We start from the raw sequence: 26,427 nt of genomic DNA, 5'->3' as shown, positions 1-26,427 counted from the left end.
TTGCTCGACGCTTTCTGCGATTGGGGCGGCCTTTGGGCGGCGCCACCGCAACGCCATTTTTCGAGCCATCTTGTTTTTGGTGCGAAACCCGCCTATATCAGCCCCATTGATATTTCGGCCGATCGATCCGGGCCTCGCGATCTTCGCGTTTGCTGACGTCTATCTCCAAAATCTCGATACAAACCGGCTGAACCTCGGTTCGGTCAAACCAAAGCAAATGCGAGGACTATTCATATGGCAACTGGTACGGTCAAGTGGTTCAATGCCACCAAGGGCTTCGGCTTCATTCAGCCTGATTCGGGCGGTGCGGACGTTTTCGTTCACATCTCCGCTGTCGAGCGCGCTGGACTGTCGACCCTGGTCGAAGGCCAGAAAATCAACTTCGAGATCGAGCAGGACCGCCGCACAGGCAAGTCGTCCGCTGGTTCTCTGAGCAAGGCAGCCTGATTTTGCGATAGCGCGCGCCGGACGAGAGTTCGGGGCGCGCGGCAAGTCACGGATGTACTGACGGTCGCGCGAGAAGCGCGCTGGAGCAGAAAGACCCGACAAGCTGGATCAGCAGATAGCTGCCGGCCCGGACTTAAAGCTCCGATCAGGCTACCGAAAATGGGAAGGCGGGATTTATCCCGCCTTTTTGTTTGTCTGGAATTGGACGATGGCCATGCTAGTTTCGCCCCATGACCAAGCTCGAACAGATTGAAAGATCCATCGCAGCCCTGAACACCACAGAACTAAAGGCCTTTGCCAAATGGTTCGCAGCGTATCAGGCAGAGGTGTGGGATATGCAGATCGAGGCGGACGCCAAGGCTGGCCGGCTGGATAAGTTTGCCGAGCAGGCTTTGGCTGAACTTCACGCGGGCCGAGTTCGCCCTCTTTGAATGCGCGCTACGGCCGAAGGCCGCAAGCCCAACCGGGCATCGCGCCCGTTGGCGTCCCGTCCGGAACGAGCCGCGAAGCGGCGGCAAGCGCGAGCACAAATCAGCGCCGTAGATGCAGCGGCACCACCTTGTTGTCGGCGCCAAGCAGCGCCTCGATCGACAGCGGCTCCCGGTTGAAGATCGTGCCGGCCAGCGCCGGCCGGCCGAGATGGAACCCCTGTAGCAGGTCGACGCCGCCATCCAGCGCGACGCGCAGATGCACGGATTGCTCGATGCCTTCCACCAGCACCTTGGCGCCGCGATCGTGCAGCGACGAGACGAGCGGCCGGAAGAAGCGCTCGGCGGCAGCGTGGCGGCAGAATTCGGCGAACCAGCCGCCGTCGATCTTCACGATATCCGGCTGGAGCAGGCTCATCCGCTCCGCGGTCGAGTGGCCGGTGCCGAAATCGTCGATGGCGATGCGGATGCCGTGGCGCCGCATCTCGCGCACCAGCGGGGCCAGCACATTATCGTCGGCCGCCTGTTCGGTGATCTCGCAGACCAGCATGGCGGCATGCAGGTCGAGATCGCCGAGATGCCGCGTCATCAGCCGGATCTCGGCCAGCGCCCGCCCGAGATGATCGTTGATCATCGGGTTGTAATTGAAGAACAGGTCGAGCCCGTCGACGCCGATGTTGCGGAAGTTTTTCAGATGCAGCATCCGGCACATCGTCTCGACAAACAGGCGGTCGCCCGGCGCAACACTGTCGAAGAACATGGCCGGTGCAACCGGCATGGAAGCGCGCTGCGGTTCGATCAGCGCCTCGACGGCAACCGCGGCCAACGCGCCGCCGCGTGGCGCAAAGATCGGCTGGTAGGCGCTCTTCAGCCGGAACGCGCCGTAGACGCCGTATTCGATGCCGATCTCGTCGGCAAAGATCGCTTCGCCGATATCGCGACGCCTCTCGCGCTGCCCGGTCATGGCCCGGTCCTGCGCCCGAACACCCTGCCCGGCCGCGCCGGAGGCGCTGCAGTCGGGCCGGCAGGCGTCTTGCCAGGCTCGGCCGCCGCGACAGATGGCTGCCCATCCTTGCCGAAAGCGCGAAAGCTGGTCGGCGCCAGTTCCGGCTTCGCCAGCACGAAGCCCTGCACCATCGATGCGCCGGATTTCTCGGCCAATTCAAGCTGCCAGCCTTCCTCGATGCCTTCGAACACCGTGCGGATGCCCTGTAGTTCGAAGTTCGTCACCATGGCAGTCAAGAGGGCAAAGCCGGCGCCGGATTCCATGAGCTGCGTGATCCAGTGCGCATCGAATTTGACGATGTCGGGCTTGAGCTCCTTGATGCGGTTGATGTCGGATTCATCGGCGCCGTAATCGTCGACGGCAATGCGAAAGCCATTGGCCCGCAGCGCCTCGACAAAGCTGTAGAGCGTTTCCTGCGACGCCGACTTCTGCTCGGTCACCTCGCACACGATGCGGCGCGGATCGATCCCGGCTTCGTGCAGCACCAGCCGCATGTCGCGCAACGCGTTGTCGGCGACGGTGCGCTCGGTGAACACCGACGGGTCGAAATTGACGAAGATCGAAGCTTCTTGCGGCAGGCAGGCGCCGGCGTTGAGCAAATGCAGCGTGCGCGTCAGCGCCTCGATGTGCAGGCGGTCGCCGGCCGGACAGGTGCGGAAGAAGTTCATCGGCGATTGCGGCTCGCCGTCACGAAACGGCCGGATCAGCCCCTCGAACGCTGCGATCGAGAGCTTGCTCTCCTTGAAGGCGAAGATCGGCTGAAAGGCGCTCTGCAGCGTGTAGGGACCCCAGACACCTGAAACGGTGCCGTCATCGTGACGGATGATGTGGGCAAGCCCGGTGCTGCGCGACAAGGGTCCCTCGCTCCGCGAGACAGGCGAAATGGCTGGCGATCCTGCCGTCAAAGGTTTTAGCGGCCGTTGATGAATTTAGTCTTGCCGGGGATAGGCGTCGATTGCAGAGCCCGCAACGCAGAGTGAAACCGTCATGCACGCGCTCCAAAAAGCCGATCTCCACGGGTCCTTGACCCTGGCTCATCCGACAATGCTTGCACTTGCCGGGTCGATGCGACATGAGAGGCGCCGCAGCTGTTTGCGGTTGCGCCGACCCCTCTGGAGATATCTGGCCATGGCCTTTCTTGCCGACGCCCTTGCCCGCGTAAAGCCTTCCGCCACCATCGCGGTGACGCAGAAAGCCCGCGAGCTGAAAAATGCCGGCCGCGACATTATCGGCCTCGGCGCCGGCGAACCGGATTTCGACACGCCCGACAACATCAAGAATGCGGCGATCGAGGCGATCCGCCGCGGCGAGACCAAGTACCCGCCGGTTTCGGGCATCGCGCCGCTGCGCGAGGCGATCGCGAAAAAATTCAAGCGCGAGAACAATCTCGACTACAAGCCCGAGCAGACCATTGTCGGCACCGGCGGCAAGCAGATCCTGTTCAACGCCTTCATGGCGACGCTGAACCCAGGCGACGAGGTCATCATCCCCCGCCCCTATTGGGTCAGCTATCCCGAAATGGTGGCGATCTGCGGCGGCACCTCGGTGTTCGCCGATACTTCGATCGACAATGGTTTCAAGCTCACTCCCGCCGTGCTGGAAAAGGCGCTCACGCCGAAGACCAAATGGCTGTTGATGAACTCGCCGTCGAACCCGTCCGGCGCCGCATACACGGAAGCCGAGCTGCGCGCGCTGGCCGACGTGCTCTTGAAGCATCCGCATGTCTGGACACTGACCGACGACATGTACGAACACCTGACCTATGGCGACTTCGTCTTCAGGACGATCGCCGAGGTCGAGCCGAAACTCTACGAGCGCACGCTGACCATGAACGGCGTCTCGAAAGCCTACGCCATGACCGGCTGGCGCATCGGCTATGCCGCGGGTCCCGTCCAGCTGATCAAGGCGATGGACATGATCCAGGGCCAGCAGACCTCGGGCGCCTGCACCATCGCGCAATGGGCCTCGGTCGAGGCGCTCAACGGCCCGCAGGATTTCGTCGCCAGGAACAAGGCGATCTTTCAGGGCCGTCGCGACCTCGTCGTGTCGATGCTCAACCAGGCGCGCGGCATAACCTGCCCGTCGCCGGAAGGCGCCTTCTATGTCTACCCGTCCTGCGCCCAGCTGATTGGCAAGAAGACCAAGGCCGGCAAGATAATCGACACTGACGAGACTTTCTGCTCCGAATTGCTCGAAGGCGAGGGTGTCGCGGTGGTGTTCGGCTCGGCCTTCGGCCTCGGCCCCAACTTCCGCATCTCCTACGCCACGTCGGAGACGCTGCTGGAGGAAGCCTGCACGCGCATCCAGCGGTTCACGGCATCGCTGACCTGAACTGGCGGCACCGAGACATGAAACCCGGCTTCGAGCCGGGTTTTTGTCAGGAGCAGACCTCAGCCGCCATACTGCTCGCTGGTGACCGCTTCCATCCAATCTGCGTGGACGCCGTCCAGCGCTTCCTGCATGGCGACGTGGGTCATTGTCGTCTTTGGACCCGCGCCGTGCCAGTGCTTCTCGCCCGGCTCGAACGAGATCACGTCGCCCGCCTTGATCTCCTGGATCGGCCCGCCCCATGTCTGCGCAAGGCCGGCGCCCGACGTGACATAGAGCGTTTGGCCGAGCGGATGCGTGAGCCAGTGGGTACGCGCGCCAGGCTCGAAGCTGACCAGCGTAGCTCTGAGCCGCGCCGGCGCTTCCTTCTCGATGATGGGCGTCTGCAGCACGCGGCCGGTGAAATACTTCTCCGGTGCGATGATGGTCGGCACGCTGCCGCAGGCAATGATCTTCATCTCTGGTGACCCCTGAGTTCAGTAGAACCTACCCTGCCCCGGTGCTCGCTACCACCCCAGCCGAGGCCAGAACAGGCCGGCACGTACGCGATAGTCCGCGTAGGCTCCGGCCAGCGGCGTGCGCGAAAATTTCTTCTCTTCGTCCAGCGCCGCAAACACATAGAGGATAGCGATCCCGGCGACCGGCACCAACGCCCAGACCGACCAGGTCGCGATCCCCCAGCCGATCCAGAAGACGATGTAGGACGTATAGAAGGGGTGGCGGACATGGCCGTAGGGGCCGTGGGTCAGCAGGCTGTGCGGATCGTCGGGTGCGAAGACGAAGCGCAGCCGCACCTTGCGCGACGTGACGATCGCCCACCAGAACAGGGCAGAGCTCGCCAGTTCGACGGCAAGTCCGGTGAGCTTTGCCGAACCCGGCTGCGATTGGATCCAAAGGGTGGCGAGAAAGAACAGCGCCGTGGCGATGACCGCCGCCGAAATCACCATGGCGCCTGGAGACATCGCCTGCGATTGGAAATGCGCCCGCATCGACCAGACATATTGGCCAAGCATCGCGATGCTGCAGATCGAGACAAGAAGATCGAGGACTGGTTCCATTGTCGGGATTCCGCGCGTGATTGCCATGGAGCCAGCGATCGTGCCGGCTATCTCTTTAGAAATCCTTTCTTAACCACATGTTTAAAGAACATATAGAGCCAGCGATGCGATGTTGGCGGTCAGGCAAATCTCAAGGTCTAATCCAGCATGAGCATCACTCACCGCACCATCCGCACGCCGCAGGCCGACTTGCGCCTCAGCCAGTCGTCTGGGTCCGGCATGCCCATCGTCATGATCCATGGGTCGGGCAGTTCGCGCGCCGTGTTTGCCCGTCAGTTCGATAGCCCGCTTGCCGACGGCCATCGGCTGATCGCCTTCGACCTTCCCGGCCACGGCGAGTCCTCCGATGCCCGCGACCCGGCGACCGCCTATACGATTACCGGCCTTGCCCAGACCACAGCCCGGCTTCTCGACGCTTTGGGCATCGGCCACGCCATCATCTTCGGCTGGTCGCTCGGCGGCCATGTGGCGGTCGAACTGGCCAGCTTTCACCATGCGGTCAGCGGCCTGGTGCTGACCGGAGCGCCGCCGGTGTCGCGGGGGCCGCTTGGCATGCTGCGCGGCTTTCACGCCAACTGGGACATGCTGCTGGCCTCCAAGAAGGTCTACTCCGAACGCGACATCGAGCGCTTCGAGGCGCTTTGCTTCGGCGATACCGCCAGTCCGTCTTTCCGCGAAGCCATAAGGCGCACCGACGGCAGGCTTCGCGCCGGCGTGGCGCGCAGCATGTTTGCCGGCAAGGGCGCCGACCAGAAACAGGTGGTCGAGCACGCCCCGTTCCCGGTTGCGGTGATCAATGGAGAGCATGATCCGCTGGTGCGGCTGAGTTACTTCGAGACGGTGGCCTATGGCTTGCTGTGGGAACAATGCCATGTCATATCAGGCGCCGGCCATGCACCGTTCTGGGAACGCCCAGACCTGTTCAACCCGTTGCTGTCGCGCTACGCCGAGATGGTGGTGAAGCAGAGTGCAGCCGCCACGCCCACGCGCCGCACCCAGGCAATTTGAAATCGCCGGACGGTTCTGATCCCGGGGTCTTGCCTCGGCCGCCTGACGGCGCACCGGATTCCTATTTTCCTTGCCCTGCCGGCTAACCCGTGGGACGATGGGCTTGGGCAGGTGGCTAAGAGAAACAACCCCGCCCCGCGACGGTCGAACAGGCCGGCCGCCGCTCACGACAGGGTGCGATCGGCGCAAAACCGTTTCCACTTTTGCTGATCGCACTCCAAGGGCCAAGCCTGAGTGGAGGTCAGCCATGGGTACTCGCGCCGGAGGACGACGCACGGGACCGAAATGCATTGCCATAGTCGGTCCCTTTGCAAGCGGTAAGACGACACTTCTCGAAGCCATCCTCGCCCGTACGGGCGCCATCCCCCGCCAAAATCCCGTTTCATCGGGAAGCACCGTTTCCGATCATTCGCCCGAGGCGCGGGCGCACGCCATGAGCGTCGAGGCGACCTTTGCCACCACCGAATTCATGGGCGAGCAGATCACCTTCGTCGACTGTCCCGGATCGATCGAATTCTCCTTCGAGGCCGAGCCGGTGCTGGCAGCCTGCGATCTCGCGGTGGTCGTCGCCGAGGCCGACGAGAAGAAGATCCCAGCCTTGCAGCTCATCATGCGCAAGCTCGACGATCTCGGCGTGCCGCGCATCCTGTTCCTCAACAAGGTCGACAAGGCAATCGCCGGCGTACGCGATACGCTGAAGATGCTGCAGCCGACGAGCGCGGCGCCGCTGTTGCTGCGCCAGATTCCGCTGCGCAAGGACAATGTGGTGATCGGTTCGATCGACCTGGCGCTGGAGCGCGCCTACATCTACCGCGAATATGCCGAAAGCCAGGTTGCCGAAATTCCAACTGACGACAAGGCGCGCGAACTGGAGGCTCGCTTCTCCATGCTGGAGACGCTTGCCGACCATGACGACCAGTTGATGGAGCAGTTGCTGGAGGAGATCGAGCCGCCGAAAGACGCGGTTTTCGACGATCTGTCCGCCGACCTGCGCGCCGGCGCCATAACGCCGGTGCTGATCGGCACCGCCGAAAAAGGCAACGGCGTGCTGCGCCTTTTGAAGGCGATCCGCCATGACGCACCGGATGTCGAGGCGACGCGCAAACGGCTCGGCGTCCCCGACGGCAATCACACCGTGGTCCAGGTGATGAAGACCATCCACACCGCGCATGGCGGCAAGCTGTCCGTGTCGCGCGTACTCTCCGGCCAGATCGCCGATGCAGCCGAACTCTATTTGTCGAATGGCGAGACGGCGAAGGTCTCCGGCATCTACAAGATGCTCGGCAAGGACCAGTCCAAGCTCACCGCTGCCAAGGCCGGCGACACGGTGGCGTTGGGCAAGCTGGACGAGGTCAAGACCGGCCAGACGTTGAGTTCCACGAAGGGCGGTATCAAGCCGCTGGTCACGCTTACGCCGCCGCAGCCGGTCTTTGCCTTTGCGCTACGGCCGAAGGAGCGCAAGGACGAGGTCAAAATGTCGGCGGCCATCCAGCGCCTGGCCGAGGAAGATCCCTCGCTCACCTTGCGCCACAACCAGGACTCGGCCGAGACCGTGCTGTCCGGCCATGGCGAGATGCATCTGCGGGTCGTGCGCGAGCGGCTGGAAGGCAAGAATCAGATTCCGGTCGAAGGCCATGCGCCTGCCGTCCCCTATCGCGAGACGATCCGAAAGACGGTGCAGCAGCGCGGCCGCCACAAGAAGCAGTCCGGCGGCCATGGCCAGTTCGGCGATGTGGTGATCGAGATCAAGCCGCTGCCGCGCGGCTCCGGCTTTCAGTTCTCGGACACCATCACCGGCGGCGTCGTGCCCAAGACCTACATCCAGTCGGTCGAAACCGGCGTGCGCGATTATCTGAAATCCGGCCCGCTCGGCTTCCCTGTCGTCGATGTCGCCGTCAACCTCTCCGACGGCTCCTACCACGCCGTCGATTCCTCCGACATGGCTTTCCAGATGGCGGCCAAGCTGGCCATGAAGGAAGGCATGGCGGCCTGCTCGCCGGTGCTGCTCGAGCCGGTCATGAAGGTCGAGATCGTCACGCCGTCCGAAGCCACTTCGAAGATCATCGCGCTGATCCCGCAACGGCGCGGCCAGATCCTTGGCTACGACGCGCGGCCTGACTGGCCGGGATGGGATGTCGTGGAGGCGACCATGCCGCAGGCCGAGATCGGCGACCTGATCATCGAACTGCGCTCGGCGACCTCCGGCGTCGCCAGCTATCGTTGCGCCTTCGATCACATGGCCGAGCTGACCGGTCGGTTGGCCGACGAGGCGATGAACGCCAACGGCAAGGCTGCCTGACAGGCCGAAGGATGATCCGCACAAAAAACGGCGCCCGGATGACCCGGACGCCGCTCTTATTGCGGACCGTCTTCTTGGGAGGAAAACGGCAGGTCCGCCGCACGTATCCGCCGCGCCATGCGGCACTGACAGACGAATAGGTTCGGACGCGGTAGCCGCCTGAGCCCGGATCTTCCGAGTGATGCCCCCATCTCCCGGTCGAACCACACCGCGTCCTATGATCTGCTTAAACGATGAATCGCGCCTGCGGCATGTTACCTGAGGTTACATGTCACTGTTACGCGGCGATTTTGCTCGATTTTTCGCTGGCTACGGCAGGCCCGGAAACAAAAAAGCCGGATCAATGAAGATCCGGCTGAGTTTGATTGGAAGTGCCTGTTAAGGCTAACCTCCAGAGGGGAACACTCGAGGGCGCTAATGGGAGGAGAACGCGCCCAGGAGATGATCTATATATGTGCTGTTCATGCCCAAGAAACAAGCATCTATTTTGCAACACACGCATGCAAAAAGGTACAGGCTGTGGTCTAACCCATGTCTAGGGGCCATAGGACCACGAAAAGTTGCCAAATGAATGGCGCGACCGTGCGGTTGCCTTCGCAGAACCGCAAGTCGGGCTGATTCTCGCGCTCGCGGGCAAAAAGCCGAATGACGTTGAATCGGGCAGCAGGCGTTTATTTTTGCGGCAGCGGGATGGGAAGGGTCGGCCGGAAGAAGGGAGACCTGACATGCGGACACCCCAGGCGATCGCCGGCAGCGCGGTCTTCTTCATCGCCGCACCTTGTGTCGTGGCCGGGCTGGTGCCCTGGCTGCTGACGGACCGCTACCGTCTGCCGCTGTCGACGGTGCCCGGCTTCGTGCCGGCTGGCTCCATCCTAATCGTCGCGGCCATCGCCCTGCTCGTCCATTCCTTTGCCCGCTTCGCGCTCGAAGGCATGGGCACGCCGGCGCCTGTAGCACCCACCGAGAGACTGGTGATCGGCGGCGTCTACCGCCATGTCCGCAACCCGATGTACGTCGCCGTGCTGTCGATCATCCTCGGCCAGGCGTTGCTGTTTTCAAGCTGGAGCGTCGCTGCCTATGCCGCCATCGGCGCGATCGTCATGGGCTCTTTCGTCAGGTTCTATGAGGAGCCGACTCTCGCCCGCCGCTACGGTGGCGAATACGAGACCTACCGCCGCAATGTTCCCGGCTGGCTGCCACGGCTGACGCCTTGGCGGGGGTGACCAGCACCTCCCAAGGGCATGTTTAAAATGACCAGCTGCGCGCTTTGGCGATGATGAAGTCGCGGAAGACGTGCAGCTTGGCCTGGTTCTTCATTGCATCGGGATAGGCGAAATAGGTGTCGAAGGACGGCACCTCGGTCTCCGGCAAAAGCTGCACCAAATCCGATTCCTTGGAGATCACGTAGTCGGGCAGCATGGCGATGCCGGCGCCGCCCTGCACGGCGCGCTTGATCGACAAGATGTCGTTGATCTGCAGCGTCGGCACCCTTTGCCCACCGTCGAAATCGCCGATCGTTTCCAGCCAGTTCAGCTCCGACAGATGCGACGGCACCGGCACACCGAAAGTGACGATGCGATGGTTCTTCAGATCGGCGACCGAGGTCGGCTTGCCGTGCTTGCCGACATAGGACGGCGAGGCATAGAGGTGGAAATGCACGGTGAACAGGCGGCGCTGGATAAGGTCGGGCTGCTGCGGCTGGCGCAGCCGTATCGCGCAGTCGGCCTGGCGCATGGTGAGGTCGAGTTCCTCATTGGCCAGGATCAGCTGCAGGCTGATTTCCGGATAGAGCTCGATGAATTCCTGCACCCGCTCGGTCAGCCAGCCGGCGCCGAGCCCGACCGTGGTCGTTACCCTCAGCACGCCTGAGGGACGGTCCTTGGCCTCGGTCAGCTTCGACTTGATGGTCTCCAGCTTCATCAGCACGTCATGCGCCGTGCGGAACAGCATTTCGCCCTGCTCGGTCAGCACCAGGCCGCGGGCATGGCGATTGAACAGCGGCACCCCGACATCATGTTCGAGCGCGCTGACCTGGCGTGAAATCGCCGATTGCGACAGGTGCAAAGTCTCGGCGGCATGGGTAAACGACCCAGCCTCCGCCGCTGCGTGAAACACGCGAAGCTTGTCCCAGTCCAACGCCATTGAGTTCCCCTCGTTCTGTTTTTGGCGTCTGAATGAAAAATCAGGCTTTTGAACGGCTTGCGACGCCGTCTTGATAGATTTTATTCCGCCGCTTCGCGGTGCACCTCGATGCCGGCCAGGTATTTTTCCGCCTCGAGCGCGGCCATGCAGCCGAGCCCGGCGGCGGTCACCGCCTGACGGTAGATATCGTCGGTCACGTCACCGGCGGCGAACACGCCGGGCACATCGGTGCGGGTCGAATTCGGCGCCGTCCACAGATAGCCGTTCGGCTTCTGCTTCAGCTTGCCGACAAACAATTCCACCGCCGGCGCATGGCCGATCGCCACGAACACGCCGTCCACCTGGAGATGGCTGACCTCGCCGGTCATCGCATTTCTGAGCTTCAGCCCTTCGACCGAAGGCGGCAGCGGCGTCTTGCCGGGCCGGCCGGTGATCTCGTCGACGATCGTGTCCCAGATGACTCGGACATTGTCCTTTTTCAACAGCCGCTCACGCAGGATGCGCTCGGCGCGGAAATCGTTGCGCCGGTGGATGACGGTCACGCTCTTCGCCAGATTGGAGAGATAGAGCGCCTCCTCCACCGCCGAATTGCCGCCGCCGATGACAGCGACATCCTTGCCGCGATAGAAAAAACCATCGCAGGTGGCGCAGGCCGACACGCCGAAGCCCATGAAGGTTTGTTCGGTGGGGATGCCCAGCCACTTCGCCTGCGCACCGGTGGCGATGATCAGCGCATCGGCCGTGTAGGTGGTGCCGGAATCGCCCGTGGCGCGGAACGGCCGCACATTGAGGTCGACCTCGGTGATGATGTCGTTGACGATGTCAGTGCCGACATGCTCGGCCTGCTTCAGCATCTGCTCCATCAGCCACGGGCCCTGGATCGGATCGGCGAAGCCCGGATAGTTTTCGACATCGGTGGTGATCATCAGCTGGCCGCCCTGCTGCAGGCCGGCGACGAGCATCGGCTTCAGCATGGCGCGCGCGGCGTAGACCGCCGCCGTATAGCCGGCCGGGCCGGAACCGATGATAAGGACAGGCGCGTGCTTGGTGGTCATCTAAAGCCTCTGCGGGGCAGACAATCGAGTGTGCCTTGGAAAACGACGTGAAATGTTGCTGGTAATGTAAGGGTTGCCAACCACACCAGCAAGACGATCAGGCCGTCGTCCCCGGAAAGCTTCGGCCTACAGGCTTATTCGCGCAATGGCCGCTTTCGTTACGGTTGCGAAATCGCCCGACCAAAGGGCTGGCATCGACACAAAAGTCGTTTAAGGACGAGAGCGCGAAAGATTCTTGCGCTAAGCCGAGACCGCCATGCCCCTGAAAGCCGACCTCGATGCCATCGACTGGAAGATTCTGCGCGAGCTTCAGGCCGACGGGCGCATGACCAATGTCGAACTGTCGAGCCGTGTCGGCATTTCCGCCCCGCCCTGCCTGCGCCGTGTCCGGCGGCTGGAGGAAACCGGCATCATCAGAGGCTATCGCGCCTTGCTCAACGCGCCGGCGCTCGGCATGGATGTCGTCGCCTTCTGCCTGATCGGCCTGCATCACCAAGCCGACGCGGAGCTCAAAGCTTTCGCCGAGCGCACTCGCGGCTGGCCGATCGTGCGCGACGCCTGGATGGTCTCGGGCGAATCCGACTTCCTGCTGCATTGCGTGGCGAGTGATCTCGGCACCTTCCAGACCTTCGTCATCGAAGAACTGGCTTCGGCGCCGAATGTCGACACGGTGCGCACCGCGCTGACCATCCGCCGCGTCAAGGACGAAGGGCTGGTGGCGTTCAGCGCCTGATAAGCGAGATTAACTTCGAAAAAGCATGTGCGACGCCGACCAAGACATACCCCAACAGACACACTGCTACCTCTCCGACAACTGGCAAAAGAATGAAGCCGTCCCCAGGGCCGGGGCTCTCACCAGGGGACATCTCCGGCAAAGCTAAAAAGGCTAGCAAAATAGGTGAGCAAGCAAGCCAGACGAATGTGATGACATGCGGCAACCATTTGAGACGGAAAATGTTTTTTGACGCGAGAACGCCGCGCCGATCACAATCATGTTGACGACGAATATGAGCCAGAAAGCGAATTCTGGCGCCGAAATCGTAGGGTATTCCGGGTCAGATTGCGTGAACATGAGCGGCCAAGGTTGAATATGCCATCCGGTTTCAGCTACGGAATAGGGAGTACTTTGACCCACCCTGCCAAGGGCAGGATCTGCTACCTGCGGCTCCACCGTGAGAACAACAGGCAATCCCCAGGGCACATCTAGCGGTGCTTGAAGCAGTGAGACGTCGCCATCCGCGACCTGGGCTTCCCACTTGGCATAGTGTTTCAACCGGTAGTTCCCGGAGCGGACGCTGAGGCAGGCAACAGGCCCGCCATCGAGGTTTAGCGCCGTCTTGAGATCGAGGTCGGTCTGCAACAGGAAGTTTGCTAGCCGGTCCAGCGAGAAGAAAGCGTCCTTGGTTGAACCGACGATGATCCAGCCCTGACGATCTTCCGCGATAAGGTGCGGTTGGCCAACCAGTTGCTCTTGGCGCGTACATTGTTGCGGCCGTCCTCACCGACAAGCAATGGATAGGAAACCATAGCGTTTTCGGCATTCTCCGTGACTGCGCGCCAGTCACGTGAATTGAGATCGACCACATGCGTGCCGGAGGCATTCACGAACCAGGCGCCGGCCTTCGCATCGTATTCATCCGGCCCGAGCCTCGCACCCATGCTGACAAAGGGCGTGTCGGCTTCGCCCTTCAGTCCGAAATAGCTGCCATTGACGATCAGAACGGTGCCGCCTGTGCCTTGTGGATTGAGTGCCGCTTCCCACTGGTCGATGTCCTTGGCACCACTGGGCTCGTTACGGGCAACGAAACGGAATTTGGCTGGATCGAAACGGTTGAGATAGAGCCGGTCAATTTCACGGTCGCCCGCCATGACGGGGATTTCTCTGACCTGGAATCCAGGCTCGGTTTCATTCCATGAGCTGGCTCCAGCAGTCACATCAGGAATTTCCGATTTCAACGCAAGCTGCATGGCAGGCGAGAGACGCGCATCGTCGGGTGCAACGGCGATCCAGTAGCTTCCGCCGCGGCGAAGAAGTGCATTGAGCCCGTACACGCCGTGTTTTTGCCAGACATACCCCACGGCTGAAAGCACAGCCAATATCAACAAGACAACGGCAACAGAGATTGCTTTCTTCAATGAATTCCCCTCGTTCTTCGATGGAATGACATCTGCAAATTTCTTGCTTGAATGATGTCTGATCTCTGCAGTTTTTCCGCAAAAGAGCGTGGTGCTTTCCTGGGGAATAGCGTCAAAGCAAAGAAATGTATCGGCTCGCCGTTTCTGCGAAACGGTGAAACGCTCAAGCTAACCCATTGAGATTGCGATCGCAACAGATCCGGAAAGCTAAATCAGTCTCGATCCGAGCGACTCGACAGCCCTCAAAAGCCGTTCCAGATCATCGGGGTTGCGCAGCGGCAGAACCTCGAAGCCCGGCTCATTACTTCCCTCGCCATCCACCAGCCAGCCGCGCGGCAGGCCGGCACGTTGTCCAGCCTGCATATCCGCGGGATTGTCGCCGACGATCAGCGAGCGTTTGAGATCGAGGCCGAGGCACTGCTGGGCCTCGAGCAGCATGCCCGGATTGGGCTTGCGCATCGGGTGGTCGGCGACCGCCAGTGGCCCGCTGCCCGCCTCGTGGTAGGCGCAGGCCAGAACCATGTCGACGAAGGCATCGCCGGTGGCAAGCAGCTCGAGAACCCGGCCGTTGACCGCGGCAAATTCCTTCCAGCCGAAATAGCCGCGCGCGATGCCGGACTGGTTGGTGACGATGACCACCGGGATGTTGCCCCGGTTGGCGGCCGCGATGACCGGCACGATGCCGTCGCGCAGCACCATTTTGGCGGGATCGTCGGGATAACCCGTATCGACATTGATGGTGCCGTCGCGGTCGAAGAACAGCGCCGGCGTCCCAGCGAGAAAGGACTGCAAACCCACCCGCTCGACCCACAGGCCGGGTTCAGCCAGCGGGTATGGGCCGTAGGCCCCGGTGTCAGCCATTCGACAGACGGTCTTCCACCACCTCGCAGAGATAGTGGTAGAGGCAGAGATGTCCCTGCTGGATGATCGGCGTCGAGGTCGAGGGCACGTTGAGCAGTATGTCGGTGAGCGGCTTGAGTTTGCCGCCGCCGTCGCCGGTGAGGCTGACCACCGTCATGCCCATCATGCGCGCCCGTTCGGCGGCAGCCAGAATGCTCGGCGAATTGCCGCTGGTCGAGATCGCCAGAAGCACGCCGCCGGCCGCGCCATGCGCTTCGACCTGGCGCGAAAACACGGTGTCGAAGCCATAGTCATTGCCCCAGGCGGTCAGCATGCCCGCGTTGGCCGGCAGCGCAATCACATTGTAGGCCTTGCGCTCCTTAAGGAAGCGGCCGACCAGTTCGGTGGCAATGTGGATGGCGTCGCTGGCCGAGCCGCCATTGCCGCAGACCAGCAGCGCCTTGCCCGAGGAAAGCGCGGCGACGACCGCACTCACAGCACGTTCCATCTCGGCGGTCAGGTCACGCTCGACTGTCGCGGTGATCGCGGCCGCCGAGCGGACCAGGTAGTCATTCAGTCCGGACATGAAATCCCTCAGTTGGTACCGCCGCCGGCGCGCAATTTGCCGATCGTGCCGGTGGTGCTCTTGCCGGCGACAAGGTCGACCAGGACGACGCGCCCGCCCGCCTTCTGCACCACATCGGCGCCGACAACGGTTTCGACCGTGTAGTCGGCGCCCTTGACCAGAATGTCGGGCAGAAGCGCCTCGATCAGCGCCAGCGGCGTATCCTCTTCGAACACCACGACCGCATCGACCGAGGCCAGGGCGGCGAGCACGCAGGCACGATCATGCTGATCGTTGACCGGGCGCCCGGCGCCTTTCAGCCGACGCACCGAGGCATCGCTGTTGAGGCCGAGCACCAGCCGGTCGCACTGGCTGCGCGCCGCGTGGAGAAGACTGACATGGCCGGCATGCAATATATCGAAGCAGCCATTGGTGAAGCCGACGCTCAGGCCTTCGTCCTTCCACGCCGCCACCATGCGCGCGGCCGATGCGGCATCGAGGATGGCGTCCTTGTGGGCGGTCGGGCCGTGCGAGCGGAACAGCGCGCCAGTGAGTTCCTCCACGGTCAGCCGCGCGGTGCCGCGTTTGCCCACCACCACACCGCCGGCGGCATTGGCGATGGAGGCGGCCATGACGCGATCGGCGCCCGCGGCCAGAGCCAGCGCGAAGCTCGCGATCACCGTATCGCCGGCGCCCGAAACGTCGAACACTTCGCGCGCCTGGGTGGCGATGTGGCGCGCCTCATCCGCGCCGACGACGCTCATGCCCTTTTCGCTGCGGGTGGCGACGACGAACTCGAAGCCATGCGCCGAAATCAGCTGGCGTGCCGCCGCGACGATCTCGTCGTCGGCGAAAACCGGGCGACCGACAGCTTCGCCAAGCTCCTTGCGGTTGGGCGTGATGGCGGTCGCGCCGGCATAGCGCGCATAGTCGCGGCCCTTGGGATCGACCAGCACCGGTTTTCCCGCCTCGCGGCAGATGGCGATCAGGTCGGCGGCGACGCCGTCGAGCAAGATGCCCTTGCCATAGTCGGACAGAATGACGATGTCGGCGCGCGTGAGTGCGGCGCGAAAATGCCGGACCAGGTCCGCCCGTTCCTTGTCGTCGAGCGGCTTGATCTCTTCCTCATCGAAGCGCAGCACCTGCTGATTGAGCGCGCTGAAGCGGCTCTTCGACGACGTCATGCGACCGCGCTCCTGCGCCAGGCCCACCGTGTCGGCGCCGAGTTCGCGCAGCATGCGCACCAGATTGTCGCCGGCCACATCGGTGCCGATCACCGATATGGGAATAGCGCTGGCACCCAGCGAGACGATGTTGGCGACAACGTTGCCTGCGCCGCCCATCGTCGAGGTCTCGCCGCGCCCGTGCAGCACCGGGATCGGCGCTTCCGGCGAGATGCGCTCGATGACGCCGTTGACGAAACGGTCGAGGATGAAGTCGCCGACCACCAGCACGGCAACGTCGCCAAAGCGGGCAATGGCGCGGTGCAAAGGTTCGGGCGAAGGCGGATTGTGCTTGATCATGTCACTGGCAATGCGAGGGAAAGGCCGACCTCAATCACGCTGAAAATTGTCAATTTACGGGCCGGATCGTTCATGGCGAAGCCGATATACCGCAAATCCGCGCAGCGCAACGTCAGGGCGGCCGTCAGCTCTTCTGCAACGCGACGTGGACGCCCAGTCCGACCAGCACCGCCCCGCCCGCCCGCTGCATGATGCGCTGCGCACGGCTGGAGCGCTTCAGCCGGGCGATCACCATGCCTGCCAGCAACACGCAGACAATATCTGCCGAAGAGAACATTAAATTGACGATGGTGCCCAGCACGACGAATTGCAGCCACACCGGGAACCCCGCCGAGGCATCGATGAACTGTGGCAGGAACGCCATGAAGAAGATCGCCGTCTTCGGATTGAGCACTTCGACGGTGATGCTCTCGAAAAATGCCCGGCGCGCCGATTTGCGCTCGATCGCCGGCAGCGCCGTGTCACCGTCCCCGCGCTTGCGGAACAAGGACACGCCAAGCCAGATCAGATAGAGCGCGCCGATGAGCTTGACCGCCATGTAGAGCGGCGGCACCGCATGGAAGAGCACCGACAGCCCGGCGGCAGCCGCAAAGACATGGAAATAACCGCCAAGATGGATGCCAAGTGCCGCCGTCAGCCCCGACCAGCGCCCGCGCGCCATGGTCTGCGCGGCGGCATAGAGCATCGCCGGTCCTGGAATATAGGCAAAGATCGCCGTGGTGGCGAAAAACGCAATGAGCAGTTCGGTCGACGGCATTTTTTGTCCCCTAGCTTGCGGGCCTCGAATAAAGCGGGCCGCTTCGCGGTCTCACTGTGGCGTCGTGGTGCTTCATCGACAGTACGCTTGGCCTCCCTTATAAGGACCGGAATCGCAAGCAACCAGAGGCATTCATGATCATCGTCACGGGCGGGGCCGGCATGATCGGCTCCAACATCGTCGCCGCACTCAATGCCGAAGGCCATGATGACATCCTCGTCGTCGACGACCTCACCGACGGCCACAAGATCGCCAACCTGGCCGATTTGCAGATAGCCGACTATCTCGACAAGGACGAATTCTTGGCCACCTTGGAAGCCGGCGACCTAGGCCGCGTCGAGGCCGTCTTCCACCAGGGCGCCTGCTCGACCACCACGGAATGGAACGGCAAGTTCATGATGGACGTGAACTACGCCTTCTCAAAGCGCTTGCTGCATGGCTGTCTTTCGCTGCGCATACCGTTCCTCTATGCCTCCTCGGCTTCCGTCTACGGCGGCGGTTCGGAGTTTCGCGAGGACTCCGCACTTGAGCGGCCGCTCAACGTCTACGCCTATTCGAAGAAACTATTCGACGACTATGTCAGGCGCACTGTGTTCGACACCGATCATTCGCAGGTCGCCGGTCTGCGCTACTTCAACGTCTATGGCCCGCGCGAGGCGCACAAGGGCGCCATGGCCTCGGTCGCCTTCCATCTGTTCAATCAGGTCGGGCGCGGCGAAAACCCAAAGCTGTTCGGCGCCCATGACGGCTTCGGCCCCGGCGAACAAAGCCGCGACTTCATTCATGTCGGCGATGTCGCCGACGTCAATCTGTGGCTGTGGAAGCGCGGCTCGAGCGGCATCTTCAACTGCGGCACCGGCCGCGCCCAGCCGTTCCGCGCCATTGCCGAGACCGTGATCGATACGCTGGGCAAGGGCGAGATCGAGTTCATTGAATTCCCCGATCACCTCAAGGGCAGCTACCAGAGTTTTACCCAGGCTGATATGTCCCGTTTGCGTGCAGCCGGCTATAACGGGCAATTCCGCACAGTGGAAACCGGCGTCAGAGACTATGTCGAATGGCTGAAAGCCCAACGATCCTCGTGATCGGCCCACGCTGGGTGGGCGATATGGTCATGGCGCAGTGCCTGTTTTCAGCGTTGAAGGAGCTCCATCCCAACGCCGCCATCGACGTGCTTGCCCCGGCCTGGGCGACCCCGCTGGTCAAGCGCATGCCCGAGATTCGCCAGCAGATCGATTTCCCGCTGCAACCCGGCGCGCTCGAATTCATCATTCGCCGCCGCTTCGGCCGCCTGCTGCGCGGCCGCTACGACATGGCCTACGTCCTGCCGGGCAGTTGGAAATCGGCGCTGATCCCGTTCTTTGCCCGCATTCCGCGCCGTTTCGGCAATCTCCGGGAAATGCGCTACGGCCTGCTGACCGACATCGTGCCGCTGCCCGATGCCGTCAAACGGCGCACCGCGCAGGCCTATTTCGGTCTTGCCCAGGGTGGCCATTTCCGGGCGCCGCACCTGACCGTCGATGGCGGCAATCAGAAAGAGTTGCTCGCCCGCTTCGACCTGCAGCCGGGAAAATTCGTCGCCATGATGCCCGGCGCCGAATTCGGTCCGGCCAAACGCTGGCCTAGCGAAAGCTATGCCGGCCTCGCCGGAGAGATGATGGCGAAAGGATTCGAGGTCGCGTTGTTCGGCTCGAAGAACGATCGCGACGTCACCGCCGAGATCGCAGCACTCGCGCCCGGTGTCGTCGATCTGGCAGGAAAGACGCGGCTGGAGGACGCCATCGACCTGATCGCCGCGGCCAGGCTGGCGGTGTCCAACGACAGCGGGCTGATGCATGTCGCGGCCGCCGTCGGCACACCGGTCGTTGCCGTCTACGGTTCGACCTCGCCGGAAAACACGCCGCCGTTGGCTGAACAGCGCGAACTGATCTGGTTGCATCTGTCCTGTTCGCCCTGCCACCGGAAGATCTGCCCGCTCGGCCACCTCAACTGCCTGAAGACGCTGGACGTTGCCCAAGTGGCAGCGGCGGCGGACAGGTTGCTGGAACTCCCGGCCGCCGCATGAAGGTTTTGATCGTCAAGACCTCCTCGATGGGCGACGTCACCCACACCTTCCCCGCCGTCGAAGATGCACGCCGCAAGCGCCCCGATATCGCCTTCGACTGGTGCGTCGAAGAAGCCTTTGCCGCCATCGTCGCGCTGCATCCGGCGATAGCAAAGATCCATACCGTCGCCATCCGGCGCTGGCGCAAGCATCTGTTCAACGCCGGCACATGGCGGGAGGCGACAAGCTTGCGCCGCGCTCTGCAAGCAGGCGAGTACGACCTCGTCATCGATGCTCAGGGGCTGCTGAAATCGGCCCTGGTGGCGAAACAGGCAGCGGCACCAATCGCAGGTTTCGACCGCGCGAGCGCGCGGGAGCCCTCGGCAACGTTGTTTTACCAGCGCAAATACGCCGTGCCGCGCAACCTGCACGCCATCGAACGCACGCGCCGGCTGTTCGGGCTGGCGCTCGGCTACGAGCCCGACCTTTCGACCCTGGCATCCGGGATTGTGCCGCCTCCGGGCCACCTGGCCGGCATCGACGGCAAGACGGCCTTCCTGCTGCACGGCACCAGCCGCGAAGACAAGAAATGGCCCGCCGAAGACTGGATCGAAACCGCTCGCCTGCTGGTTGGTACCGGAATGACGCCGGTCACCACCTGGTCGAACGAGCGTGAGAAGGCGGTCGCCGAGGCAATCGCGAAAGCCGTGCCGTCAACGATCGTGGTGCCGAGATCGCCGCTGGCAGACATTGCCGCGATCCTTGGCCGCTCGACGCTGGTTATCGGCGCCGACACCGGTCTGACCCACCTCGCCAGCGCCTTCGGCCTGCCGACGGTCGCGGTGTTCCTTGCGACCGAGCCGGGTTTGACCGGCCCGCGCGGGCAATATGCCTCAACGTTGCTGGCCGCATCGGGGGAGCGCCTAACGCCGGCGAAGGTGGTGGCGGAAGCTGACAAGCAGCTGGCGCTCAAATCACGAGCACCAGCCTAGAGCCTTTCAGAAGTATCTGAGGTGCTAGATAAATTGCACCTGGACGATCTCATAACCCCTGGCGCCGCCAGGCGCGTTGACCTCGATGGCGTCGCCGACTTCCTTGCCGATCAGCGCGCGCGCGATCGGCGATGAGATCGAGATACGGCCCGATTTCACGTCCGCTTCCTGGTCGCCGACAATCTGGTAGGTCTTCTTTTCCTCGGTGTCCTCGTCGACCAGCACCACCGTGGCGCCGAACTTGACCTTGTCGCCGCTAAGCTTGGTGACGTCGATCACCTCGGCCCGAGCAATATAGTCTTCCAGTTCGTTGACACGGCCCTCATTGAGGCTCTGCGCCTCTTTGGCGGCATGATATTCGGCATTTTCGGACAGGTCGCCATGCGAGCGCGCTTCGGAGATCGCCTCGATGATGCGCGGCCGCTCCTCCTGCTGGCGCCAACGCAGCTCTTCCTTCAATGACGCGAACCCCTCGCCTGTCATCGGGACCTTGTTCATGATGCCTGACCTTTCCTGCCGCCACCCCCGCATTTCGGGGAAAGCCTTGTCGATGGTATAAAAAGAAAACGGGTCCGGCAGCCTCGGGCTAACGGAACCGTTTCACCGCAATTTTCCCCAATATAGCGATCCTCGCGCGTTTTTCACGCTGAAAAAGCAGGCTCTTTGAAAAATCATGAGCCGACTTGCGCAATTGCCGTCACGGCATGTGCAGCGTGTTGCAGCTGCGACAACAAAAACCGGCTGCGATTGCTCGCAGCCGGCCCAGAGAAGCCGTTGGGGTGGGGTCAGCTTCTCATGAAATGGTAGATCTGTTCGGCCAGCATGCCGTATTCGCGGGAACCTTTGCCGGTCCGCTTCTCGATCTCGGCCAGCTGCTCCTGGGCGCCGGCCAGGTCGCCGATCTGCAGATGGGCCTCGCCGAGATATTCGCGCACCAGCGTGTAATCCGGGTTGATGCGCAGCGCTTCCTCGTAATAGCCGAGGCCGACGGTGACACGGCCGGAATGGCGATGCGAATAGCCGAGATAGTTGAGGATGCGCGGATCCTGCTTGTTGGCGGCAAGGCTGAGCACGGCGATCGCCTCGTCATAACGCCCGGCCATGGCCAGGTCGTGACCAGCATCGTAGATGTTGTCGTCGTCCAGCATGCCGTACTTCGGCGCGACGCATTTCTGCTTTTTCTTGTCCCAGACCTGCCCCTTCTTGCACTGGGTGGTGGTTTCGGTACCACCGCCACCGCCGCCGGCCGCAAACACCGGAACCGCAAAGAACTGCAGCGCGACAAGCGCCGCAGCCGCCTGGATCAACACTCTTTTATGCATCGGAGCCTCCTTGAGGGATAGTGACAAGCTTGAGGGAAAATGACGATAATGAAAAGCTAACGCCGGGATGCAGACTTTTCATCCCGGAAACCCGCAGCCGCCGAAACTATTTGTGCGGCCGTGCCTGACCTGAATTCGGTCAAAGGCGGGAGTCAGGGATCAGAACATGACGTGACGCGCGCTGCAAATCCGCTATCATTCGGGAAACGATCAGCGGGGGTGCCCGAGAGTGCAACAGCGCCGTGAGCGGGAATGGGAGCTATCGATCGGCCCGGACACCGTGCGCCTGTTCATTCTCAAGGCAAAGGGACTGAGTGCTGCCGTCAACGAAGACTATGCCGACGGTGCCGAGCATGAGGTCGAGCTCGATGGTGAATCACATGCCAATCACCACCATGACGGTCTGGCGGAGGAAAGCGCGGAAGACCTCACCGAGGAAGAGCTGCGCGAGCTGATCAACGACCTCAACGTCGACGAAGCGGCCGAGTTGATCGCGCTGGCCTGGGTCGGCCGCGGCGACTATGACGCAGCGGAATGGTCCGATGCGGTTGCCGCCGCGCGCGACCGCGCCAACAAGCGCACGGCGAAATACCTGCTCGGCATGCCGCTTTTGGCCGACTGGCTGGAAGAAGGGCTGGAAGCGATTGGCGCGTAACGGCGTGGTTACCGTTCGTGATGGGCCGCAGGCAACCTCCGGGAGCTCGCGCCGTTGAGGACGATGGGGTCTGTTGTACTTTCCCGAACATGCAGGGTTGCACTGGTCATGGTCGTCACGGCTCTGCTGCTGGCGCCCCTGCTGACGCAAGCTGACGCCAAACAGCGCAAAAAGCATTACACGCCGCTGTCACAGCGGTTGGAGCAGCTGTTTTCACCGCGGGTCGACTCGCATCCTAAGCCGCGCAGCAAACACCGCCAGAAGCCCAGGCCACAGCGGCACATCACGCCAAAGCAGGTGGAACAAAAGACCCCGGATAAAGAGCCCTCGCCCGCCGATGTTCCGGTGCAGCCCTCGCGCGTTGTCCCGCTGCCCGAGGCGCGTCCTTCAGAGGCGCCGAAGACCGGCGCGGCACCGATCGAAAAGCAAAAGGCCGAAGGTCCGAACCCCCTTGGCGCGCCCAACCGGTCCAATGACGATCGATTCAACGAAGAAAAGTCCCGTTTTAGAAAGCAGGCGCGGCCCGGACCGTCAGCCCCGAAGCCGTCGACCGATAAGCAAAGCGAGCCCGAGCCGCCGGCCGCGGTGCCGATTCCGACACAAAAGCCAGACACTCCGGAACCTGAAGCTCAGCCGCCGGCCGTTGCTCCGCAGCCACCTGAAAAACCCGATGCCGGCGACAAGAAGATGCTGCCTGATCCGCGCTCGGCCGATTTGCCCGATGCAAAAATGCCGGCGGCGGAAGTCGCCTGTCGCGAGCGGCTGACGGCCCTTGGTGTCGAATTCGAGGAGCATAAGGCGGAAAGCAATCCCGACATCGGCTGCTCGATCCCCTATCCCCTGGTGCTGAAGTCGCTCGGAAAATCCATCGCCATCGGCCCCGCGACCGAACTCAACTGCCCGATGGCCGAGGCGGCAGCCCGCTTTGCCGCCGAAATCATACAGCCGGCGGCGAAAGCCGAGTTCGGAGCCGACCTGAAATCGATCAACCAGGCATCGGCCTTTGTCTGCCGGCCGCGCAACGGCACGCGCCATCTGTCGGAACATGCCTTCGGCAACGCGCTCGATATTGCCAGCTTCACGTTGTCGGATGGCAGAAAGGTCGAAGTCGGTCCAACGCCGCCCGAGAAGGACGGCAAATTCCTCAATGCGGTGCGCAAGGCCGCCTGCGGACCGTTCAAGACCGTGCTTGGACCGGGCGCGGACCCGGACCATTCCCTGCATTTCCATCTCGATCTCGAACCGCGCCGGAATGGTGGCACTTTCTGCCAGTGATGGCCCTCCAGTGATCGTCATGCCGGTGATGGTCTGGCTGCCGCATTTCGGCCGCAGGCATGAACGGGAACGCTGAGTTTTCCTTTACCCTTGATCGTTAAAATCCCACCGATCAAGGACAGGATTCCGCCCATGGCCGCAATATTTCGCGCCGCGAAGGCAAAAAGCGCAGCGATGCTGGCCGCCGGTCTTGCGCTGGCCGCCGTTTCGGCTTGCAACACTGGCAGCGTGCTGTCGCCGCAGCCGGCCGTCGATGTCGGCTCGCAGACCGCGGCCGTGCCGCAATATGAAGGCATGCAGAAGCTCGTCCCGTCCAATCCCTACATGACTGCCGCCTATCCGCGCATCGACGAGCCGATGTCGGAGTCGGAGCCGCAGCAGATGCCGGCCAGCGAAACCGATTGCCGTGGCGAGCTGAAGCGCCTTCGCGTCGTCTACACCGATGTCCAGCCGATCCGTGAGGGACAGTGCGGCATAGACTGGCCGGTCAAGGTCTCCGCCATCGGCGGCATCCAGATGAAGCCCGCCGCAACATTGACCTGCGACATGGCCGCAAGTTTCGCCGCCTGGACCAGCAACGAACTGGTTCCCTCCGCCCGCTGGCGCTATTTCTCGGGCGTCAAGACCATCCACCAGGGCTCAAGCTATTCCTGCCGCAACATCGCCGGCGAAGGTGTCCTGTCCGAGCACGGCAAGGGCAACGCCCTCGACGTCATGAGCATCGAGCTCAACAACGGCGACGACATCGACGTGCGCAAGCCCGGCCTGTTTGCCTTCCGCACCCGCGGCTTCCTCAACAATGTGCGTGCCGACGGCTGCCAGTATTTCACCACCGTGCTCGGTCCCGGCTACAATTACGATCACCGCAACCATTTCCATTTCGACATCAAGAACCGCAAAAGCGGCTACCGCGCCTGCCGCTAAGGCGTTTCACCGTTCAGAAATCAGTCGGGATTGGCGTTCCTGGTGGAAGCGATGATTTGCTGGGCCACCAGATCCTGGATGCGCCAAAGGTTCCTGTCGCGGATACCGCTCTCTTCCAACTTGCTGACGGTTCGGAACAGGTATTGAGCCGACGAGCCCCAATGCCCGGCAGCCCGCGCCAGCGTGTCGGCAACCTGCTCCAATGGCAGCCGGCCGGCATAGGCCCTGCCGTCTGGCGCGGCGACGAAAGCCAAGGCCCGCAACGGCCCATCCTGGGTCTTGACCTTGATCCAGCATGGCACGTTAGTCGGCGGATTGGCATCGATCTCGCGGCGCATCAACTGGCCAAGTTGCCCGACATGGTCTTCCGCGGGCAGCCGATAGACGATGCCGTTGCAGCTGCCGCCTCGATCGAGCGCCAGCATCAGCGCCGGCAAATCACGGGTTCCGCGCCAACGGGTCAGCGTCAGGCAAAACGAGCGGTGCCATCCTGGCGCCGTGGCCGGGCGCTGCTCGACATGGGCAAATTCGGGGTTCCAGATCAGCGACCCGTAGGCAAAGACCCATAGCGCTTCAGGCCGATGCTCCGACAGAAGTTGCTCGACAAGACTATCGAACTCCGCGTCTGTATGCTCGGTTGTTCCGGGCTCGGGACCCGGATCCGGTTCGACACGCTCGACCCTTGCGACAAGGTCCGCGGTCAATGCCATCGAGCTGCGACCCACCGGCTTCTTACCCATTGCTGCTCACCCCCCGCAAAAACGATGGCCGACGATAGAACGGCTGCTCGCCGCTGGCCATTGATTTCCAGGGTCCGTCAGGCACAGATACCGCACGGATCGAGCCGCTTTCATGAGCCGAACGAAGCCTGCAACGACGCGCATTGACCTGGCTCGCCGCTCTTCTGGCGGTCTGGCTGGCCCTCGCCTATGTCGCTGCGCCGGAATTCTGGACGGTTCGCGACCGCGGCTTTCGCACGCAGACTTTCGAGATGGTGACACACACGCCGCAAGGCATTCCGGGCGACCCGATCAATATCGGCCTTGTCGGTACCGAAAAAGAGATGGTCCATGCCTTCGCCATGGCCGGATGGGATACGGCCGATGGCGTGACGCTAAAGACCGCGATCGAAATCGGTGAGAGCGTGCTGTTCGACCATCCCTATCCTGACGCCCCGGTCAGCCGGCTGCTGTTCGAAGGCCGCGCCCAGGATCTCGCCTTCGAAAAGCCGGTCGGCGGCAGCGCCGACCGGCGCCATCATGTCCGCTTCTGGCGCAGCGATGCGACCGGCGACGACGGCCGAACGCTCTGGATGGGCTCGGCCAGCTTCGACCGCGGCGTTGGTCTCAGCCACGATACCGGCGCCATCACCCACCATATCGCCCCTGACATCGACGCCGAGCGCGATCTCGTGATCCACGACCTGTCGGCGGCCGGCATGGTGACCTCGGCGAGCGACATCCCGGGCATCGGCGCCACCAGGACCGGACGCAACGGCGGCGGCGATCCCTATTTCACCGACGGCAAGGCTGTTGTCGGGGTGCTCAGGCAATTCCCCTGAACCACTGTCATTTTCCAAAAATCATCGCGGACTATTTTCCTGCGGCCCGCCGCAATGCTATT

29 protein-coding genes are annotated in these 26,427 nt (G+C 62.7%); 14 read left to right on the top strand and 15 right to left on the bottom strand.

Features of this window, described 5'->3' with window-relative positions:
- Positions 1-234: 234 nt before the first annotated feature.
- Both NKJ77_RS25795 and NKJ77_RS25790 read left to right on the top strand, forming a co-directional pair.
- Positions 235-447, top strand: coding sequence for a cold-shock protein (locus tag NKJ77_RS25795; RefSeq protein ID WP_015316174.1), 213 nt, complete (start codon positions 235-237; stop codon positions 445-447).
- Between the two features lie 230 nt (positions 448-677).
- Positions 678-878: a hypothetical protein gene (locus tag NKJ77_RS25790; protein ID WP_023748189.1), complete on the top strand. Its 201-nt coding sequence runs from the start codon at positions 678-680 to the stop codon at positions 876-878.
- Positions 879-978: 100 nt separating this feature from the next.
- Here NKJ77_RS25790 and NKJ77_RS25785 read toward each other — a convergent pair whose 3' ends face one another.
- Together NKJ77_RS25785 and NKJ77_RS25780 are read right to left on the bottom strand one after the other, a co-directional pair.
- Complete coding sequence (locus NKJ77_RS25785) at positions 979-1,839, bottom strand: EAL domain-containing protein (RefSeq protein ID WP_023831394.1); 861 nt, start codon at positions 1,837-1,839, stop codon at positions 979-981.
- Positions 1,836-2,735: an EAL domain-containing protein gene (locus tag NKJ77_RS25780; protein WP_352535924.1), complete on the bottom strand. Its 900-nt coding sequence runs from the start codon at positions 2,733-2,735 to the stop codon at positions 1,836-1,838. The genes NKJ77_RS25785 and NKJ77_RS25780 overlap by 4 nt, the downstream gene beginning before the upstream one ends.
- 274 nt (positions 2,736-3,009) lie before the next feature.
- Between NKJ77_RS25780 and NKJ77_RS25775 the strand changes: the two genes are divergently transcribed.
- Complete coding sequence (locus NKJ77_RS25775; protein WP_023831396.1) at positions 3,010-4,212, top strand: pyridoxal phosphate-dependent aminotransferase; 1,203 nt, start codon at positions 3,010-3,012, stop codon at positions 4,210-4,212.
- Between the two features lie 59 nt (positions 4,213-4,271).
- On the opposite strand, the gene NKJ77_RS25770 is transcribed toward NKJ77_RS25775, so the two are convergent.
- Positions 4,272-4,667, bottom strand: a complete 396-nt coding sequence (locus NKJ77_RS25770; RefSeq protein ID WP_352535923.1) for a (R)-mandelonitrile lyase — start codon at positions 4,665-4,667, stop codon at positions 4,272-4,274.
- Positions 4,668-4,715: 48 nt separating this feature from the next.
- Positions 4,716-5,267 (bottom strand): methyltransferase family protein, encoded by a 552-nt coding sequence (locus tag NKJ77_RS25765; RefSeq protein WP_023683763.1) that lies wholly within the window; start codon positions 5,265-5,267, stop codon positions 4,716-4,718.
- A 147-nt stretch (positions 5,268-5,414) separates the two neighbouring features.
- Here NKJ77_RS25765 and NKJ77_RS25760 point away from each other — a divergent pair, with 147 nt between their 5' ends.
- From NKJ77_RS25760 to NKJ77_RS25750, 3 genes are all read left to right on the top strand, one after another.
- On the top strand, positions 5,415-6,275 hold the full coding sequence (locus NKJ77_RS25760; RefSeq protein WP_023831397.1) for an alpha/beta fold hydrolase: 861 nt from the start codon (positions 5,415-5,417) through the stop codon (positions 6,273-6,275).
- Positions 6,276-6,522: 247 nt separating this feature from the next.
- Positions 6,523-8,574, top strand: a complete 2,052-nt coding sequence (locus tag NKJ77_RS25755; RefSeq protein WP_023683761.1) for an elongation factor G — start codon at positions 6,523-6,525, stop codon at positions 8,572-8,574.
- Between the two features lie 725 nt (positions 8,575-9,299).
- Positions 9,300-9,797, top strand: a complete 498-nt coding sequence (locus NKJ77_RS25750; RefSeq protein ID WP_023671969.1) for a methyltransferase family protein — start codon at positions 9,300-9,302, stop codon at positions 9,795-9,797.
- Positions 9,798-9,819: 22 nt separating this feature from the next.
- Here NKJ77_RS25750 and NKJ77_RS25745 read toward each other — a convergent pair whose 3' ends face one another.
- Together NKJ77_RS25745 and trxB are read right to left on the bottom strand one after the other, a co-directional pair.
- Positions 9,820-10,716 (bottom strand): LysR family transcriptional regulator, encoded by an 897-nt coding sequence (locus tag NKJ77_RS25745; RefSeq protein WP_023671970.1) that lies wholly within the window; start codon positions 10,714-10,716, stop codon positions 9,820-9,822.
- Positions 10,717-10,796: 80 nt separating this feature from the next.
- Positions 10,797-11,771: a thioredoxin-disulfide reductase gene (gene trxB / locus NKJ77_RS25740; RefSeq protein ID WP_023671971.1), complete on the bottom strand. Its 975-nt coding sequence runs from the start codon at positions 11,769-11,771 to the stop codon at positions 10,797-10,799.
- Positions 11,772-12,027: 256 nt separating this feature from the next.
- Here trxB and NKJ77_RS25735 point away from each other — a divergent pair, with 256 nt between their 5' ends.
- Positions 12,028-12,504, top strand: coding sequence for an Lrp/AsnC family transcriptional regulator (locus NKJ77_RS25735; RefSeq protein WP_023689719.1), 477 nt, complete (start codon positions 12,028-12,030; stop codon positions 12,502-12,504).
- 153 nt (positions 12,505-12,657) lie between these two features.
- On the opposite strand, the gene NKJ77_RS25730 is transcribed toward NKJ77_RS25735, so the two are convergent.
- The 6 genes from NKJ77_RS25730 to NKJ77_RS25705 form a co-directional block, all read right to left on the bottom strand.
- Positions 12,658-13,131, bottom strand: coding sequence for a hypothetical protein (locus tag NKJ77_RS25730; protein ID WP_352535922.1), 474 nt, complete (start codon positions 13,129-13,131; stop codon positions 12,658-12,660).
- Between the two features lie 11 nt (positions 13,132-13,142).
- Positions 13,143-13,907 (bottom strand): hypothetical protein, encoded by a 765-nt coding sequence (locus NKJ77_RS25725; RefSeq protein WP_352535921.1) that lies wholly within the window; start codon positions 13,905-13,907, stop codon positions 13,143-13,145.
- A 207-nt stretch (positions 13,908-14,114) separates the two neighbouring features.
- Positions 14,115-14,768 carry a D-glycero-alpha-D-manno-heptose-1,7-bisphosphate 7-phosphatase gene (locus tag NKJ77_RS25720; RefSeq protein ID WP_023831403.1) on the bottom strand — a complete coding sequence of 218 codons (654 nt, stop codon included), beginning with the start codon at positions 14,766-14,768 and terminating at the stop codon, positions 14,115-14,117.
- Complete coding sequence (locus tag NKJ77_RS25715; RefSeq protein WP_023831404.1) at positions 14,761-15,333, bottom strand: D-sedoheptulose-7-phosphate isomerase; 573 nt, start codon at positions 15,331-15,333, stop codon at positions 14,761-14,763. The genes NKJ77_RS25720 and NKJ77_RS25715 overlap by 8 nt, the downstream gene beginning before the upstream one ends.
- 8 nt (positions 15,334-15,341) lie before the next feature.
- The gene (gene rfaE1, locus NKJ77_RS25710) at positions 15,342-16,835 is read right to left on the bottom strand and encodes a D-glycero-beta-D-manno-heptose-7-phosphate kinase (protein ID WP_023831405.1); all 1,494 of its coding nucleotides are present in this window, start codon (positions 16,833-16,835) and stop codon (positions 15,342-15,344) included.
- A 124-nt stretch (positions 16,836-16,959) separates the two neighbouring features.
- Positions 16,960-17,592, bottom strand: a complete 633-nt coding sequence (locus NKJ77_RS25705; protein WP_023671977.1) for a LysE family translocator — start codon at positions 17,590-17,592, stop codon at positions 16,960-16,962.
- 134 nt (positions 17,593-17,726) lie between these two features.
- Here NKJ77_RS25705 and rfaD point away from each other — a divergent pair, with 134 nt between their 5' ends.
- The 3 genes from rfaD to waaC are packed head-to-tail and all read left to right on the top strand — an operon-like array spanning position 17,727 to position 20,628.
- Entirely contained in the window at positions 17,727-18,677 is a 951-nt protein-coding gene (gene rfaD / locus NKJ77_RS25700) for an ADP-glyceromanno-heptose 6-epimerase (RefSeq protein ID WP_352535920.1), read from the top strand.
- Positions 18,650-19,657 carry a lipopolysaccharide heptosyltransferase II gene (gene waaF / locus NKJ77_RS25695; protein ID WP_023831542.1) on the top strand — a complete coding sequence of 336 codons (1,008 nt, stop codon included), beginning with the start codon at positions 18,650-18,652 and terminating at the stop codon, positions 19,655-19,657. The genes rfaD and waaF overlap by 28 nt, the downstream gene beginning before the upstream one ends.
- Positions 19,654-20,628 (top strand): lipopolysaccharide heptosyltransferase I, encoded by a 975-nt coding sequence (gene waaC, locus NKJ77_RS25690; protein ID WP_023831407.1) that lies wholly within the window; start codon positions 19,654-19,656, stop codon positions 20,626-20,628. Before waaF ends, waaC begins: the two co-directional genes overlap by 4 nt.
- A gap of 24 nt (positions 20,629-20,652) precedes the next feature.
- Here the strand turns inward: waaC and greA are convergent, their stop codons facing one another.
- The gene (gene greA, locus NKJ77_RS25685) at positions 20,653-21,126 is read right to left on the bottom strand and encodes a transcription elongation factor GreA (protein WP_023671981.1); all 474 of its coding nucleotides are present in this window, start codon (positions 21,124-21,126) and stop codon (positions 20,653-20,655) included.
- Positions 21,127-21,413: 287 nt separating this feature from the next.
- A complete protein-coding gene (locus NKJ77_RS25680; protein ID WP_023695764.1) occupies positions 21,414-21,950 on the bottom strand; it encodes a tetratricopeptide repeat protein in 537 nt (178 codons plus the stop codon).
- Between the two features lie 229 nt (positions 21,951-22,179).
- Here NKJ77_RS25680 and NKJ77_RS25675 point away from each other — a divergent pair, with 229 nt between their 5' ends.
- From NKJ77_RS25675 to NKJ77_RS25665, 3 genes are all read left to right on the top strand, one after another.
- Positions 22,180-22,605 (top strand): DUF3775 domain-containing protein, encoded by a 426-nt coding sequence (locus NKJ77_RS25675; RefSeq protein ID WP_023683751.1) that lies wholly within the window; start codon positions 22,180-22,182, stop codon positions 22,603-22,605.
- Positions 22,606-23,292: 687 nt separating this feature from the next.
- Positions 23,293-23,880, top strand: a complete 588-nt coding sequence (locus NKJ77_RS32415; RefSeq protein WP_460221596.1) for an extensin-like domain-containing protein — start codon at positions 23,293-23,295, stop codon at positions 23,878-23,880.
- 132 nt (positions 23,881-24,012) lie between these two features.
- On the top strand, positions 24,013-24,804 hold the full coding sequence (locus tag NKJ77_RS25665; RefSeq protein WP_023831409.1) for an extensin-like domain-containing protein: 792 nt from the start codon (positions 24,013-24,015) through the stop codon (positions 24,802-24,804).
- A 20-nt stretch (positions 24,805-24,824) separates the two neighbouring features.
- Here the strand turns inward: NKJ77_RS25665 and NKJ77_RS25660 are convergent, their stop codons facing one another.
- Positions 24,825-25,544: a gamma-glutamylcyclotransferase gene (locus NKJ77_RS25660; protein WP_023831410.1), complete on the bottom strand. Its 720-nt coding sequence runs from the start codon at positions 25,542-25,544 to the stop codon at positions 24,825-24,827.
- Positions 25,545-25,687: 143 nt separating this feature from the next.
- On the opposite strand from NKJ77_RS25660, the gene NKJ77_RS25655 reads away from it, so the two are divergent.
- A complete protein-coding gene (locus NKJ77_RS25655) occupies positions 25,688-26,365 on the top strand; it encodes an LssY C-terminal domain-containing protein (protein WP_352535919.1) in 678 nt (225 codons plus the stop codon).
- The last annotated feature ends 62 nt before the right edge of the window (positions 26,366-26,427 follow it).

The organism is Mesorhizobium sp. M0052 (genome assembly GCF_040323255.1).
Classification (GTDB): Bacteria; Pseudomonadota; Alphaproteobacteria; order Rhizobiales; family Rhizobiaceae; genus Mesorhizobium.
This window is presented reverse-complemented; position numbering and strand designations above follow the sequence as displayed.